Below are 14,332 nucleotides of genomic sequence, written 5' to 3'. Positions count from 1 at the left end.
CGCTCAGCCGAGCTGACGGGGGGCGATGACCGCCTCCCGGACGCTGCCGTCCGCGCCGCGACTGACCTCGTACGCCGAGACGCCCTCGCGGTCCGCGATTGCCTCGACCAGCCGGGTGCCCCGGTAGACCAGGCCCACGCCGTCGTCGGTGCAGTGGCTGGTGGGGAGCGTGCCGTCACCGACCAGCTCGTGCATGAGCGGGCGGCGCTGGCCCTCGCTGTCGTAGTGCACCCCGTTGCCGTACGGCAGCCAGGCCAGGCCGTCGGTGAAGCCGCGCAGCCGGGGGCCGAAGCTGTCGGTGGCACCGCCGACATGCCAGCAGATCGAGCCGGCGGAGACGCCGGCCAGCACCACGCCGGCCTGCCAGCACTCGTGCAGGATCTCGTCGAGCCCGTGCACCCGCCACACCGCGACCAGGTTGGCCACGCTGCCACCGTCGACCCAGATCACGTCCTGGGCGAGCAGGTGGGCGCGGACGTCCTCGACGTTCGGCATCGGGAACAGGGCGAGGTGGGACAGCCGGAACCGGGTGTCGGCGAACGCGCCGTAGACGGCTGTCAACGAGGTGGGCTGGTCGCCGATGGCCTGCCCGAGATAGCAGAGTCGCGGCTGCGGACCGGCCTCGGCCAGCTCTGCCGCCAGCTCGAAGACCGGGCTGGGACGCAGGTCGTAGGGCCCGCGGCCGCCCCGGAAGAAGCCCATGCTGGTGGCGATGATTGTCGGTTCGCTGGCGGGCATCGGAGCGGCCTTCCGGTCGAGGGCGGTGCGGCGTCCATCCTGCCGCAGCCGGCGTCCCGGCCGCTCGGCCCGGGGCCGAACCTCATCCCATGATCAGCGAGACTGGTCGGGGCGCCGCTGGCGGGGCACCTCGACCTCGGGCCAATGACCCAGGGCCGGGCGGTCGGCCGGGGGCAGTTGCGCGGCGGCGGCGCGAGGAAGGGTGAACCGGTCGGCGGCGGCCGGCCCGGCCGAGACAGACTCGCGCAGCATCCAGCGCACCTCGTCGGCCGTCCAGCCCAGCCCCGGCCGCGCGGCGATCTCGCGGATCAACCGCCGGCCAGCCCTCGTGTCATCGTCGTAGAAGCGCATGCACCAGTGGTGCGTCCACATCCCCAGCGCCCGCAGGCCCGCGTCGTCGAGCGAGCCGGCCAACCGGCCGCAGGCGGTGTCGGGGAAACTCTGCTCGGGGTCGCCCGCCCGGTCCCGTTCGAGGGCGCCCTTGGCGGCCGGCGCGACGGCCCGCATCCGGCGGTAGAAGGACTGCGCCACCGCCCGGGGTAACGGCGGGAACGCACCAGGTGTCGACGCCGCCGCCCAACCCGCCACGCTCGTCATCCGCCGCACCCCTTCTTCAGTTGGTGGCCGGACGCTACCCGGCACGACCGACACTTTCGGGCCGAAAAACCCCACCGATCGTGGATAGCGACGATGACCTGGGACGTCTGTATCTGTGACAACGAAACGGGGGTGACGGGTGGACGAGGACGAGCGCGCGCGGCTGGCCGAGTTCGTCGGCAGTCGGACTCCGGCGCTGATGCGGGTCGCGTACCTGCTGACCGGGGACCGCAACGCCGCCGAGGACCTGTTCCAGTCGGCGTTGGCGCGGACCATCCCGAAGTGGGGAAGCATTCGGCACGCCGATCCCGAGGGCTATCTGCGGGTGGTGATGTACCGCGAGCAGATCAGCTGGTGGCGGCGACTTCGCCGGTGGCGGGAGACACCGCTCAACCCGGCGGACGAACCGGTCGGCGGCGACCCCAGCGGCGGCTCCGACGTGCGGTTGGCGATGCGTGCCGCGCTGCGTCACCTGCCACCGACGCAACGGGCGGTGGTGGTCCTCCGCTACTACGAGGACCTGCCAGAAGCCCGGGTGGCCGAGTTGCTGGGCTGCTCGGTGGGCACCGTACGCAGCCGTACCCATCGAGCGGTGCAACGACTGCGCGACCTACTGCCGGACGTCGACATGCTGGAGGTACGGCGATGACCGAACCCTTCGAGCACCTCATCCGCTCCACCCTCACCGACCTGGCCGAGGAGGCACCGATCGTGCATGACCAGTTGAGCCGAGCGGAGCGGCGGGTACGCAATCGACGCCGCGCCACTGTGACGGCAGGGGCGGTGGGCACCCTGGCGGCGATCCTGATCGCCACCCCGATCGCCCTGGCAGCGACCGGCTCGGACGAGCCTCCGCCGGCCGTGCCCAGCCCGGCCGGGCCGGCGGCGGTGCCCAGCCCGCCCGTACCCACGCCGTCCGCGCGCACCGCGGTGCCGACGATCGAACCGAGCCCCGGCGGCGCGAAGACGGACCCGCTTGTCACACCGGGCCTGCCCGGCGTACCGGGCCGGCCGACGGCCAAGCCGAGCCCGGCGGGCCTGCCTGGCGCACCGGGCGAGCCGTTTGTCTCACCAACCCCGTCGCCTCCGCTGGGCCCGCCCGGTGTGCCGGGCCTGCCGACGGCCGTGCCGAGCCCGTCGCGTTGAGCAGAACCGGTCAGGTCGGTGGTTCTTCCGACCTGACCGGTCCCGACCTGACCGGTCGACCGGGGAATCGATCGGAGATTCCGGTCACCTTCGCACGGGGCTCCCCGTACCGGCGAGCGTCGTGCGAACCGACCGACGGGAGCGGAATTTGTCGAGACCGGCATGCCTGCTCATTCTTGGGCCATGACCGATCCCGGATACCCGAGGTGCGAGCTGCGGGGGCGACGATGAGCACCGCCATGGCCCGGGTGCCCGACTCCCTCCGGGGGCAGATCGTCACACCCGGCGACCGCCGGTACGCGCAGCTGCGCTCGACGTACACCAGGTCGGCGTCACCGGCCGCGGTCCTGCTGCCGAAGACCACCGCGCAGGTGGTCGACGCGCTCCGCTACGCACGGGAGCAGCGGCTGCCCATCGCGGTCCGCAGCGGCGGGCACGGCCTCTCCGGAGCCTCGTCCAACAACGGTGGGGTGGTCATCGACCTGTCCATGCTCAACCGGGTTCAGGTGATCGACGAGCGGGCCGGGCTGGTCCGGGTCGAAGCCGGAGCCCGCTGGGCGAACGTCGCGAAGGCGCTGGCCCCGTACGGCCTGGTGATCAGCTCGGGTGACTACGGCGGCGTCGGCGTGGGCGGTCTGGCCACCGGCGGTGGGGTCGGCTGGCTGGTCCGCGCCCACGGCCTCACCATCGACCGCGTCCGTGCCGTCGAGGTGGTGCTGGCGGACGGGACGCTGGTACGCGCGGACGCCGAACACGAGCCGGAGCTGTTCTGGCTGGTCCGCGGGGCGGGGGCCGGCGCGGGAATCGTGGTGGCGTTCGAGATCGAGGCGGCCGAGCAGCGCAACGTCGGTGTCGCGCAGCTGGTCGTCGAGGCGCATCCGGACGGTCGCACCGTCCGGGAGTGGACGAGCTACCTCGCGCGGGCGCCACGAGAGTTGTCCGCCGCCGCCGTGGTGTTCGCTGAGGGTCGATCGGTCCTCATGTCCATCACCGCAGTGGTCGCCGCCGAGAGCCTGCGCCGGGCCCGACCGGCGGTGGAACCACTGCTCGCCATCGGCAAGGTGCTCGAACACCGCACCGACCTGCTGCCCTACCCGACGCTGGTGCCGACCGCGCACCTCAACCCGAACGTCGGGCAGCAGCGTGGCACGACCACAAACGGTCTGTTCACCGCGCTGGACGACGCCGGGGCGCGGGCTGTGACGCGGGCGGTGACCGGGCCGGGCCGGGCGGTGATCCAGCTCCGCTCGTTGGGTGGGGCGGTCAACGACGTCGCCTCCGACGCGACCGCGTACCCGCATCGTCACCAGGACACGCTGATCGTGGCCTCGGTGTTTCCGCCGCAGGCCGATGCCGCGTTGAACGCCGCCTGGCGGGCCGCCGGGGCGCGCGCCGACGGCGCGTACGTCAACTTCGAGAGCCGGCCGGACCCGGCCGCGTTCGCCCGGATCTACCCGGGCGAGACCGGGGCCCGGGTCCGGCGGCTGTGGAAGCGGTACGACCCGGACGGTGTGTTCCGACCGGCCCTGCTGACCGGCCAGGGCAGCCGCGCCACCCAGACCAACCGGGCCGGCGAGGGCAGCCGCGCCGGGCAGGCCACCCGGACCGGTCGGTCCGGTCAGCCGCACCGACGCCGCCGCTGACACCGCGGCGGGGTCCGCACCCGGCGCGCACACCCAGGTCCGATTCCCGCCAGCCGATGACCGGTCCAGCGGGGCATCATCGGTGACATGGAGATGGATTTCGAGCGGTGTTACCGGGCCGTGGACAGCCGTGACCAGCGGTTCGACGGCTGGTTCTACACCGGCGTGACGTCCACCGGCATCTACTGCCGGCCGTCCTGCCCGGCGATCACGCCCAAACGGCAGAACGTCCGGTTCTTCCCGTCCGCCGCCGCCGCGCAGGGTTCCGGGCTGCGCGCCTGCCGCCGCTGCCGGCCGGACGCCGCGCCCGGCTCCCCGCTCTGGGACGTCCGCGCGGACGTGGTCGGTCGGGCGATGCGGCTGATCGCCGACGGGGTTGTCGACCGGGACGGCGTACCGGGGTTGGCCTCCCGTCTGGGCTACACCGAGCGGCACCTGCACCGGATGCTGAGCGCCGAGATGGGCGCCGGGCCGCTCGCGCTGGCCCGGGCCCAGCGCGCCCAGACCGCCCGGATCCTGATCGAGACGACCGACCTCGCGATGGCCGAGATCGCGTTCGCCGCCGGCTTCGGCAGCGTGCGGCAGTTCAACGACACGCTTCGCGAGGTGTACGCGAGCGCCCCGTCGGACCTGCGCACGGCCCGTGGCCGCCAGCAGGCCCCGGCCGGGGCGGGGACCATCGCGCTCCGGCTGGCGTACCGCCCGCCGCTGCACTCCCGGGCGCTGCTGGATTTCCTCGCCGTGCGGGCGTTGCCCGGCGTGGAGGAGGTCCGCGACGGGACGTACCACAGGGGTCTGCGGTTGCCGCACGGCACCGGCCAGGTGGCGCTGACCCCGACGGACGGGCACGTGGCGGCGACGCTGCGGCTCGCCGACCTGCGTGACCTGGCGCCGGCGGTGGCTCGCTGCCGCCGGTTGCTCGACCTGGACGCGGACCCGGCGGCGATCGACGCCACGCTGGCCGCCGACCCGGCGCTAGCCCCCGCGGTGGCCGCCGAGCCAGGAATCCGCGTCCCCCGGTCCGTGGATGCCTTCGAGCTGGCCGTCCGCGCCATCATCGGCCAACAGGTCTCGGTGAGATCCGCAAAAACAACCCTGACCCGCCTCCTCCTCACCCATCGCGTTGATCATGAGGTTGACGAGGTCGATGAAGATCAAAGTCCAGGCCAACCTCATGATCAACGGGGTGGGCCGGAACGGGGTGGGCCGGAACGGGGTGGGCCGGAACGGGGTGAGCTGCGGGGGTTTTTGAGCGCGGAGGAACTTTTGTCGGTGCCGGACTCGGGGTTTGGGATGCCTTTGGGGCGGCGGGAGGCTCTGCGGGGGTTGGCTCGGGGGGTGGCGGACGGGTCTGTTGACCTTGCGGCGGGGGTGGATCGGGGGGAGGCCGTTCGGCGGCTGCTCGCGCTGCCCGGCATCGGTCCGTGGACCGCCAACTACCTGGCCATGCGCGCCTTCGGCGACCCGGACGTCCTGCTCAGCTCCGACCTCGCGGTCCGGCGCGGCGCCGCCGCGCTCGGCCTGCCCGACACCCAAAAATCCCTCGACAGGTACGCCGAGCGTTGGCGTCCCTGGCGGTCCTACGCCACGATCAGACTCTGGAGAGCGGCATGAACATCGACAGCACCGTACTGAGCACACCTGCCGGCCCACTGAGCATCCTCGCCGGCCCCGACGGGGACGTACGAGCAGCCGGCTTCACCCCGGACCCGTCGGCGCTGCTGCCCCTGGTTCACCCGGCCCTGCGGGCGCCGCTGCGGGAGCGGGCCGACCTCGGCCCGGTCAGCGCGGCGGTCCGCTCCTACCTGGACGGTGACCTCGCCGCCATCGACACGGTGCCGGTCCGTCAACGCACCGGCGGAGAGTTCATGGCGCACGCCTGGCAGGTGCTGCGCGAGGTGCCGCCGGGCACCCCGGTCACCTACACCGGGTACGCCGCGCTGGCCGGTCGACCACCGGCGGTGCGGGCCGCCGCGGCCGCCTGCGCCCGCAACGCGGCAGCCCTGTTCGTGCCCTGCCACCGGGTCCTTCGCACCGACGGCACGCTCGGCGGCTACCGCTGGGGGCTGGACGTGAAGAAGTGGCTTCTCGGTCATGAGCGGCGCTTGACAACAAGCTGACAGGAGCACCGACACTCATTGACGCTACCGTCTGGTAGTGCCTGTGGAGAGTGACGGCGACCCGGCCGCCCGGGCCGCTGCGGGCACCCACCCCGCGCACAACCTCTGGCGGCTACGCCCCTACCTGCGCCCGTACGCCGCCGAGTTCGCCTGGTTGCTCGTCGCGGGGCTCGCCGGCACCGCGGCCGGGATCGCCGTACCGCTTGTGGTGCAGCGGGTCGTGGACGGGCCGGTGGCCCGACAGGAACCGGCCGGGCTGCTCCAGCTCGGCGGCCTGGCGCTGCTGCTCGGCGTCGTCGAGGCGGTGCTCATCTTCATCCGCCGGTGGGTGCAGTCGTCCTCGGCGGTGGGCATGGAGGCGGCTCTGCGCGCCGACGTCTACGCCCATCTGCAACGGCTGCCGACCAGCTTCCACGACCGCTGGCAGTCCGGCCAGTTGCTCTCCCGGATCACCAGCGACCTGTCGGTGATCCGCAGGTTCCTCTCCTTCGGCGTGTTCTTCCTGGTGCTCAACCTGACCACGTACGTGGTCGTGGTGGTGCTGCTGATCAACCTGCACCCGGCGCTCGGGGTGCTGGTCGCGGCCAGCGCGGTGCCGCTGCTGCTGATCAGTCGCCGGTTCGGGCGGCACTACCACGCCGCGTCCCGCCGGATGCAGGATCAGCAGGGCGACGTGGCGACGCTTGTCGAGGAGACCGCGCAGGGTCTGCGCACCATGAAGGCGTACGGGCGGGGGCCCGAACTGGCCGCTCGCTTCGCCGGTGCGGCCCGGCGGCTGCACGACACCGGCGTCGGCAAGGGACGGTTGCTGGCCAACACCTCGGCGCTGCTCGACCTGGTGCCCAACGTGACCCTGGGCGTGGTGCTCGCGGCGGGGGCGGCCGCCGCCGCGCAGGGCGCGCTCACCATCGGTGAGCTGGTCGCGTTCGTCAGTCTGCAACTGATGCTCATCTGGCCGGTGCAGTCGCTGGGTTGGATCATCGCCAACGGTCAGGAGGCAGCCACCGCCGCCGACCGGATCCAGGAGGTGCTGGACACCCCACCGGAGATCGTGGACTCGCCCGGCGCGGTCGCGTTACCCCGCGACGCGGTTCGCGGTCGGCTGCGCTTCGAGCGGGTCGCGTTCAGCTACCCGGGCGGCGCCTCGCCGGTGCTGCGCGAGATCGAACTGACCATCGAGCCGGGCGAGACGCTGGCCCTGGTCGGCGCCACCGGCAGCGGCAAGAGCACGCTGCTATCCCTGGTGCCCCGGCTGCACGAGGTGACCGCCGGCCGGATCACCGTGGACGGGCACGACCTGCGCGAGCTGCGGCTGGCCTCGCTGCGCCGGCTGGTCGGGGTGGCGTTCGAGGAGCCCACGCTCTTCTCCATGTCGGTCCGGGAGAACCTGACCCTGGGTCGCCCGGACGCCGGTGACGACGAGATCCGCGCGGCCCTCGCGCTGGCCCAGGCCGAGTTCGCGTACGACCTGCCCTGGGGGTTGGCCACCCGGGTGGGCGAGCAGGGGTTGTCGCTCTCCGGTGGGCAACGGCAACGGCTCGCGTTGGCGCGGGCCGTGCTCGGCCGACCGGCGGTGCTGGTGCTGGACGACCCGCTCTCCGCTCTCGACGTGCACACCGAGGCCCTGGTCGAAGTGGCGCTGCGCCGGGTCCTGCGCGACAGCACCGCGCTGCTGGTGGTGCACCGGCCGTCGACGATCGCGCTGGCCGACCGGGTCGCCCTGCTGGAGGACGGGCGGATCACTGCGACCGGTCGGCACTCCGACCTGCTCGCCACCGTCCCGGCGTACCGGGCGCTGCTCGCCGCCGAGCCGCCCGCCGGGCATCCGCCACCGGCCGGGGCCAGCGGGCCCAGCCCGTCCCCTTCGGACGGGTGGGGGCTGGTGCGCTCGTGAACGTGCCGAAGCAGGCCGACCCACCTCCCGAGGAGGAGCCCGAGCTCACCCGCTGGCGCGGAACCGCCACCGACCCGGAGGCCGACCGCAGTCGAGCCGAGGACACCAGCCCCGAGGCGGTGGCCAGGCTGCGCCGGCTCAGCCGCACCCTGCTGGGCGACCTGCTCAGCCCGCACCGGAGGCGACTCGCCACGGCGGTCACCCTGTTGCTGGCCCAGAACGGCGCCGCGATGGCCGGCCCGTACCTGGTCATGATCGGCATCGACCGGGCCATCCCGCCGTTGCGCGCCGGCGACCCCGGCCCGCTGATCACCGTCGCCGGGGCGTTCGCGGTGGCCGCGGTGACCGAGTACGCGGCCCGCCGCGGTTTCCTCACCCTCTCCGCCCGGATCGGCCAGGCCGTCCTGCTCGACCTGCGGCAGCGGGTGTTCGGGCACTTCCTGCGGCTGTCGGTGGGCTTCCACGAGCGGTACACGTCCGGCCGGATGGTCTCCCGGCTCACCAGCGACCTGGACTCGATCGCCGAGCTGGTCGACGGCGGAATCGACAGCCTGGTGCTGGCCGGGCTCTCGATCCTGTCGGTGGCCGCCATCCTGCTCTGGCTGGACCTGCCGCTGGCCGCCGTGACGCTGTTCGCCTTCCCGTTCCTGTTCTGCCTCTCCCGCTGGTTCGCCCGGTCGTCGGCCAGCGCGTACCGACGGACCCGGGACGCGGTCGCGCTGGTCATCGTGCACTTCGTGGAGTCGATGCGGGGCATCCGGGCGGTGCAGGCGTTCCGCCGGGAGCCCCGCAACCAACGGATCTTCGTGGCGCTCGGCGACGACTACCGACGAAGCAGCCTGCACGCGTTCCGGCTGATCGCCACGTACTCGCCCGCGATCAAGCTGATCGGCAACGTCACAGTGGCGGTGGTGCTCTGCTACGGCGGTTGGCGGGTGCTCGGCGGGCAGACCGAGGTCGGCGTGCTCGCCGCGTTCCTGCTCTACCTGCGCCGCTTCTTCGAGCCGATGCAGGAGCTGAGCCAGTTCTACAACTCGTTGCAGTCGGCCACCGCCGCACTGGAGAAGCTGGCCGGTGTGCTCGACGAACGACCGGCCGTCGCCGAACCGGCCCGGCCCACGCCACTGCCGACCGGGCCCGGCCGCGGCGAGTTGATCTTCCGGGCGGTCAGCTTCGGCTACCGGGTCGACACCCCGATCCTCCGCGGGCTGGAGTTGACAGTGCCGGCCGGGCAGACCGTGGCGCTGATCGGGCCCACCGGGGCGGGCAAGTCGACGATCGCCAAACTGGTCGCCCGGTTCCACGACCCCGACACCGGCACAGTCCGCTTGGACGGGGTCGACCTGCGCGACGTACGCGACGCCGACCTTCGCCGCGCCGTGGTGCTGGTGACACAGGAGAACCACCTGTTCAGCGGGACCGTCGCGGAGAACATCCGGTTCGGTTGCCCGGGGGCCGACGACGTCGCCGTCCAGGCCGCCGCGCGGGCGATCGGCGCGCACGACTTCATCGCCGCACTACCCGAGGGGTACGCCACCCAGGTGCACCGACGCGGCGGCCGGCTCTCCGCCGGGCAGCGGCAGCTTGTCGCGTTCGCCCGCGCGTTCCTGGCCGACCCGACGGTGCTCATCCTGGACGAGGCGACGTCGTCGCTGGACGTGCCGACGGAGCGTCTGGTGCAGCGGGCACTCGGCACCATCCTGCGCGACCGCACCGCACTGGTGATCGCCCATCGACTCTCCACGGTGGAGACCGCCGACCGGGTGCTCGTCCTCGACGGCGGAACTGTCGTCGAGGACGGTCCACCCGCCGTGCTGGCCCAGGCCGACGGCCGGTACGCCGCCCTGCATCGGCAGTGGCGGGATTCACTGGTCTAGCCCGGCCGCCCCGGTCGTGGCGGTTGCCCGTCGGCCGGTGTGTTCGGCCGCAACTACGTCGCCCCGCACCCGGGAGGTGCCTACGATCGCAGGATGACCGATACGGCGAGGACGGCCCGCGCCGGCGTTCCCGAGCGTCCGACCCTGGACGGGCTCGAGGAGAGCTGGGCACGCCGCTGGCAGGAGGAAGGCACGTACGCGTTCGACCGCTCGAAGCAGCGAAGCGACGTGTTCTCGATCGACACCCCGCCGCCGACCGTATCGGGCGAGCTGCACATGGGGCACGTGTTCTCGTACACGCACACCGACACCACCGCCCGGTACCAGCGGATGCGCGGCAAGGCCGTCTTCTACCCGATGGGCTGGGACGACAACGGCCTGCCCACCGAGCGTCGGGCGCAGAACGTGTACGGGGTGCGCTGCGATCCAGCGCTGGCGTACGACCCGGTGTGGCGGCCACCGGCGGCTCCGGTGGACGACGCGGCCCGCCGCAACCCCACCCCGATCTCCCGGCGCAACTTCATCGAGCTGTGCGAACGGCTGACGGTCACCGACGAGCAGGCCTTCGAGGCGCTGTGGCGGCGGTTGGGGCTTTCGGTGGACTGGTCCCTGACGTACACGACGATCGGCAGGATCGCCCGGACCACCAGCCAACGGGCGTTCGTCCGCAACCTGCGCCGCGGTGAGGCGTACCAGTCGGAGGCGCCGACGCTCTGGGACGTCGGCTTCGCCACCGCTGTCGCCCAGGCGGAGTTGGAGGACCGGGAGCGCCCCGGCGCCTACCACCGGCTGCGGTTCAACGCGTCCGACGGGCGTGAGGTGCTCATCGACACCACCCGGCCCGAGCTGCTGCCGGCCTGTGTGGCACTGGTCTGCCACCCCGACGACAAGCGGTACACCGACCTGGTGGGCGGCACGGTGCGCAGCCCGCTGTTCGACGTCGAGGTGCCGGTGTACGCCCATCCACTCGCCGATCCGGCAAAGGGCACCGGCGTCGCGATGGTCTGCACGTTCGGTGACCTGACCGACGTGACGTGGTGGCGGGAGCTGGGTTTGGACACCCGGGTGGTGGTCGGCCGGGACGGTCGGCTGCTCCGCGAGCCGCCGCACGGGGTGCCGGCACAGCCGTACGCGGCGCTGGCCGGGCAGACCGTCAACGGCGCCCGCCGGGAGATCGTCGGGATGCTGGCCGACGCCGGTGACCTGATCGGCGAGCCGCGCCCGATCACCCACCCGGTCAAGTTCTACGAACGCGGCGACCGGCCACTGGAGATCGTCTCGACGCGACAGTGGTATCTGCGCAACGGCGGCCGGGACGAGGCGCTGCGGGCCACGCTGCTGGCCCGGGGCGAGCAGTTGCACTGGGTGCCGGCGCACATGAAACACCGCTACGACAATTGGGTGGGCGGCCTGAACGGGGACTGGCTGGTCAGTCGCCAACGCTTCTTCGGGGTGCCGGTGCCGGTGTGGTACCGGCTCGACGACACTGGCGAGCCGGACTGGTCCCACCCTCTCACGCCGGACGAGTCCGCGCTGCCGGTCGATCCATCCAGCGATCCGGCGCCCGGTTACGACGAGTCGCAGCGCGGCCAGCCGGGCGGCTTCGTCGGCGACCCGGACGTGCTGGACACCTGGGCCACGTCCTCGGTGACCCCGCAGATCGTCGGTGGCTGGGAGACCGACCCGGACCTGTTCGCCAGGGTCTTCCCGATGGACCTCCGCCCGCAGGGCCAGGAGATCATCCGGACCTGGCTCTTCGACAGCGTGATCCGTTCGCACTTCGAGCACGGGGTGCTGCCCTGGCGGGACACCGTGCTCTCCGGCTGGATCCTCGATCCCGACCACAAGAAGATGGCCAAGTCCAAGGGGAACGTGGTCACCCCGCTGGCCCTGTTGGAACAGCACGGCTCGGACGCGGTGCGCTACTGGGCCGCCAGCGGCAAGCCCGGCATGGACCTGGCCTTCGACCCGGCGCAGATCAAGGTCGGCCGGCGACTGGCCACCAAGCTGCTCAACGCGTCCAAGTTCGCGCTCGGGCTGGGCGCGGCGGACGCCCTGCGCGCCCTGGCCACCACCCCACTGGACCGGGCCATGCTCGCCGAGCTGGCCACCGTGGTCACCGCCGCGAGCACCGCCTTCGACTCGTACGACCACACGGCGGCCTTGCAGGTCACCGAGGCGTTCTTCTGGCGGTTCTGCGACGACTACATCGAGCTGGTCAAGGAGCGTGCCTACGGCACCGGCCCGGCGGCCGACTCCGCACGGGCGGCGCTGGCGTCGGCGCTGTCGGTGCAGCTGCGGTTGTTCGCCCCGGTGCTGCCGTACGTGACCGAGGAGGTCTGGTCGTGGTGGCGGTACGGCTCGGTGCACCAGGCGCCGTGGCCCACCACCTACGAGGTGGCCCGGACGATCGAGGGGTCGGGTGAGCCGGCGCTGCTGCGGCTCGCCGGTGACGCGTTGAGCCAGGTGCGACGGGCCAAGTCGGAGCGGAAGCTGTCGATGAAGGCTGAGGTGCCGTTGGCGGAGGCGCTCGGCCCGGCGGCGCTGCTGGAGCAGCTCACGCTGGTCGCCGACGACCTACGGGCGGCGGGCCGGATCGCCAAACTCGACCTGCTTCCGGACCGCACCCCGCAGCTGGTCATCGCCTGCGCCTTCTGACAGGTGTCCGCCGCCGCCCCCTCGGGCGGCGGCGGGCCGGCGGGTCACCAACCGCGCAGGAAACGCAGCCCGAGGAGGAACGCGATCACGGAGGGCCCCACCAGCAGGGTGATCGCCTGGAGGCGGTACGGCATCCGGTGCCGGGTCAGCTCGCCCGCGTTGCCCAGCACGATGGCGCCGGCCAGCATCAGGAACGCCCCCCACCAGCCGGTCTCCAGGTGGATCAGATCCACCCGGATCAGTTGCAGGGTCAGGCCGAGCAGCGCTCCGGTCAGCGCGAGTAGAGCCACCGCCCGGTGCAGGCCGCGGGCCAGCGGGTGCGCCGCGCGCCAGCCGTAGGTGCCGGCGACCGCCAGGCAGGGCAGCACCACCAGGAGCGGCCAGCCTCGCCCCATCACGCCGAACATCAGCAGCGCGCCGACCGCGAAGACGATCGTGCCGACGCAGGCGAGCATGTACCCGGCGAAGGCCCGACCGCCGCCGCGGGCCAGCAACGGCCCGCCGCTGGCCGCGATCAACGCGGCCGGGATCAGGATGAACACCGCCCACCAGTGGAACTGGCCGCTGCCCTGCGCCGCCGTGGCGACAGTGGCGCAGGCCAGCCCGGCGACGGCCAGGCTGGTCAGCCACGGCCGGCTGCTCCGGGAGTATGGCTCAGCCAACGACGTCTGCTCCGCTTCGACGCTCACGCCCACCAGCCTGGCCCGATGTGGCCCGACCGGTCCATCCGGCCAGCCCTACCGCCAGGCGGGGGCTGGCCGGAACAGCGCCCAGGGCGTGTGTCGAAGCCTCGGTCGAGCCGAGGCGGAGTCCAGGCGGCGGTCCGGCAAGGCGGAGATCGGCCCGGATACCGGTGTTGTATCCGGGCCGATCTCCAACACGGCCGGTCGTCGCCTGGGCCCGCCGCAGGCCGGCCAGGGGCTTTGACGCACGCCCTAACACCGTTGTCAGCTCGTCTCGCCAGCCACGCTGAACGAGCGCAGGCGATCGATGGCCAGCACTGTGAAGCCGACGCTGACCAGCGCGGTCATCACCGACGCCACCGGCACCGACACGCTCGTCTCCAGCAGCCCGGTGGGGGCGATCCGGTCGGCGAGGGCGATCACGTACTGCTGGATGGAGAGCACCTTGGTGCCGCTGACGAAGTTGCCCAGCAGCCCCTCCCAGATCAGCACGTAGACCAGGCCGAGCAGCACCGGCCGCCTGGTGACCAGGCTGAGCGCGAGGAACAACGCCGAGTACGCCAGCGCGCCGAGCGCCGCCGCGACCGCAAGCCCCAGACCGAGGCGTACCGAATCGGCGAGCACGCCCGCGACGTAGAGCGGCACGGCCGCGGTGACCGCGGTGACCCCGGTGGCCACCGCGAGCTTCGGCAGCACGATCTGCCAACGCGGCAGCGGCTTGGTCAGAATGTGCACCACGGTGCCGTCGTCGATCTCGGCGCCCAGCACACCCGTGCCGATGATCAGCGCAACCACCGGCAGCACCACGGCCAGCCCGAGGCCGACCAGCACCGGCGGCCCCCACTGGCCCGGGTCCACCCCCAGCGACCGGCAGAGCACTGCCAGCCCGAGCAGCACCAACGGCAGCGGTAGCAGCAGCAGGAACCGACGTCGACCGAACAACCCTCGTGCGGTGATCCAGGTAACTGTCGACATG

At 72.6% G+C, this 14,332-nt stretch carries 12 protein-coding genes; 8 read left to right on the top strand and 4 right to left on the bottom strand.

Annotated elements, in window-relative coordinates; genetic code table 11:
* Positions 1-3: 3 nt before the first annotated feature.
* Complete coding sequence (locus tag IW248_RS29910) at positions 4-738, bottom strand: Type 1 glutamine amidotransferase-like domain-containing protein (RefSeq protein ID WP_196929583.1); 735 nt, start codon at positions 736-738, stop codon at positions 4-6.
* Between the two features lie 93 nt (positions 739-831).
* A complete protein-coding gene (locus IW248_RS29905) occupies positions 832-1,335 on the bottom strand; it encodes a hypothetical protein (RefSeq protein WP_231396489.1) in 504 nt (167 codons plus the stop codon).
* Between the two features lie 139 nt (positions 1,336-1,474).
* On the opposite strand from IW248_RS29905, the gene IW248_RS29900 reads away from it, so the two are divergent.
* The 8 genes from IW248_RS29900 (at position 1,475) to valS (ending at position 12,673) form a co-directional block, all read left to right on the top strand.
* Positions 1,475-1,984: a SigE family RNA polymerase sigma factor gene (locus IW248_RS29900; RefSeq protein ID WP_196929582.1), complete on the top strand. Its 510-nt coding sequence runs from the start codon at positions 1,475-1,477 to the stop codon at positions 1,982-1,984.
* On the top strand, positions 1,981-2,481 hold the full coding sequence (locus IW248_RS29895; protein WP_196929581.1) for a hypothetical protein: 501 nt from the start codon (positions 1,981-1,983) through the stop codon (positions 2,479-2,481). The genes IW248_RS29900 and IW248_RS29895 overlap by 4 nt, the downstream gene beginning before the upstream one ends.
* Positions 2,482-2,708: 227 nt before the next feature.
* Complete coding sequence (locus IW248_RS29890; protein WP_196929580.1) at positions 2,709-4,124, top strand: FAD-binding oxidoreductase; 1,416 nt, start codon at positions 2,709-2,711, stop codon at positions 4,122-4,124.
* Positions 4,125-4,211: 87 nt separating this feature from the next.
* Entirely contained in the window at positions 4,212-5,738 is a 1,527-nt protein-coding gene (locus IW248_RS29885) for a DNA-3-methyladenine glycosylase 2 family protein (RefSeq protein ID WP_196929579.1), read from the top strand.
* Positions 5,735-6,244 (top strand): methylated-DNA--[protein]-cysteine S-methyltransferase, encoded by a 510-nt coding sequence (locus IW248_RS29880; RefSeq protein WP_124822278.1) that lies wholly within the window; start codon positions 5,735-5,737, stop codon positions 6,242-6,244. The genes IW248_RS29885 and IW248_RS29880 overlap by 4 nt, the downstream gene beginning before the upstream one ends.
* Positions 6,245-6,281: 37 nt before the next feature.
* Entirely contained in the window at positions 6,282-8,138 is a 1,857-nt protein-coding gene (locus tag IW248_RS29875; protein ID WP_196929578.1) for an ABC transporter ATP-binding protein, read from the top strand.
* A complete protein-coding gene (locus tag IW248_RS29870) occupies positions 8,135-10,015 on the top strand; it encodes an ABC transporter ATP-binding protein (protein WP_196929577.1) in 1,881 nt (626 codons plus the stop codon). Before IW248_RS29875 ends, IW248_RS29870 begins: the two co-directional genes overlap by 4 nt.
* A gap of 93 nt (positions 10,016-10,108) precedes the next feature.
* Positions 10,109-12,673, top strand: coding sequence for a valine--tRNA ligase (gene valS, locus IW248_RS29865; protein WP_196929576.1), 2,565 nt, complete (start codon positions 10,109-10,111; stop codon positions 12,671-12,673).
* A 44-nt stretch (positions 12,674-12,717) separates the two neighbouring features.
* On the opposite strand, the gene IW248_RS29860 is transcribed toward valS, so the two are convergent.
* Both IW248_RS29860 and IW248_RS29855 read right to left on the bottom strand, forming a co-directional pair.
* Complete coding sequence (locus IW248_RS29860; RefSeq protein WP_196929575.1) at positions 12,718-13,362, bottom strand: hypothetical protein; 645 nt, start codon at positions 13,360-13,362, stop codon at positions 12,718-12,720.
* A 258-nt stretch (positions 13,363-13,620) separates the two neighbouring features.
* Positions 13,621-14,331 (bottom strand): ABC transporter permease subunit, encoded by a 711-nt coding sequence (locus IW248_RS29855; RefSeq protein ID WP_124822272.1) that lies wholly within the window; start codon positions 14,329-14,331, stop codon positions 13,621-13,623.
* Between the last annotated feature and the right edge of the window lies 1 nt (position 14,332).

It is taken from the genome of Micromonospora ureilytica (assembly GCF_015751765.1).
Taxonomy (GTDB): domain Bacteria; phylum Actinomycetota; class Actinomycetes; order Mycobacteriales; family Micromonosporaceae; genus Micromonospora; species Micromonospora ureilytica.
This window is presented reverse-complemented; position numbering and strand designations above follow the sequence as displayed.

Bases quoted from the DNA above. Each gene is read 5' to 3' on its own strand.
- IW248_RS29880 (WP_124822278.1), top strand. From the start codon at position 5,735: ATGAACATCGACAGCACCGTACTGAGCACACCTGCCGGCCCACTGAGC.
- IW248_RS29905 (WP_231396489.1), bottom strand. From the start codon at position 1,335: ATGACGAGCGTGGCGGGTTGGGCGGCGGCGTCGACACCTGGTGCGTTC.
- IW248_RS29855 (WP_124822272.1), bottom strand. From the start codon at position 14,331: ATGTCGACAGTTACCTGGATCACCGCACGAGGGTTGTTCGGTCGACGT.
- IW248_RS29890 (WP_196929580.1), top strand. From the start codon at position 2,709: ATGAGCACCGCCATGGCCCGGGTGCCCGACTCCCTCCGGGGGCAGATC.
- IW248_RS29910 (WP_196929583.1), bottom strand. From the start codon at position 738: ATGCCCGCCAGCGAACCGACAATCATCGCCACCAGCATGGGCTTCTTC.
- valS (WP_196929576.1), top strand. From the start codon at position 10,109: ATGACCGATACGGCGAGGACGGCCCGCGCCGGCGTTCCCGAGCGTCCG.
- IW248_RS29895 (WP_196929581.1), top strand. From the start codon at position 1,981: ATGACCGAACCCTTCGAGCACCTCATCCGCTCCACCCTCACCGACCTG.
- IW248_RS29885 (WP_196929579.1), top strand. From the start codon at position 4,212: ATGGAGATGGATTTCGAGCGGTGTTACCGGGCCGTGGACAGCCGTGAC.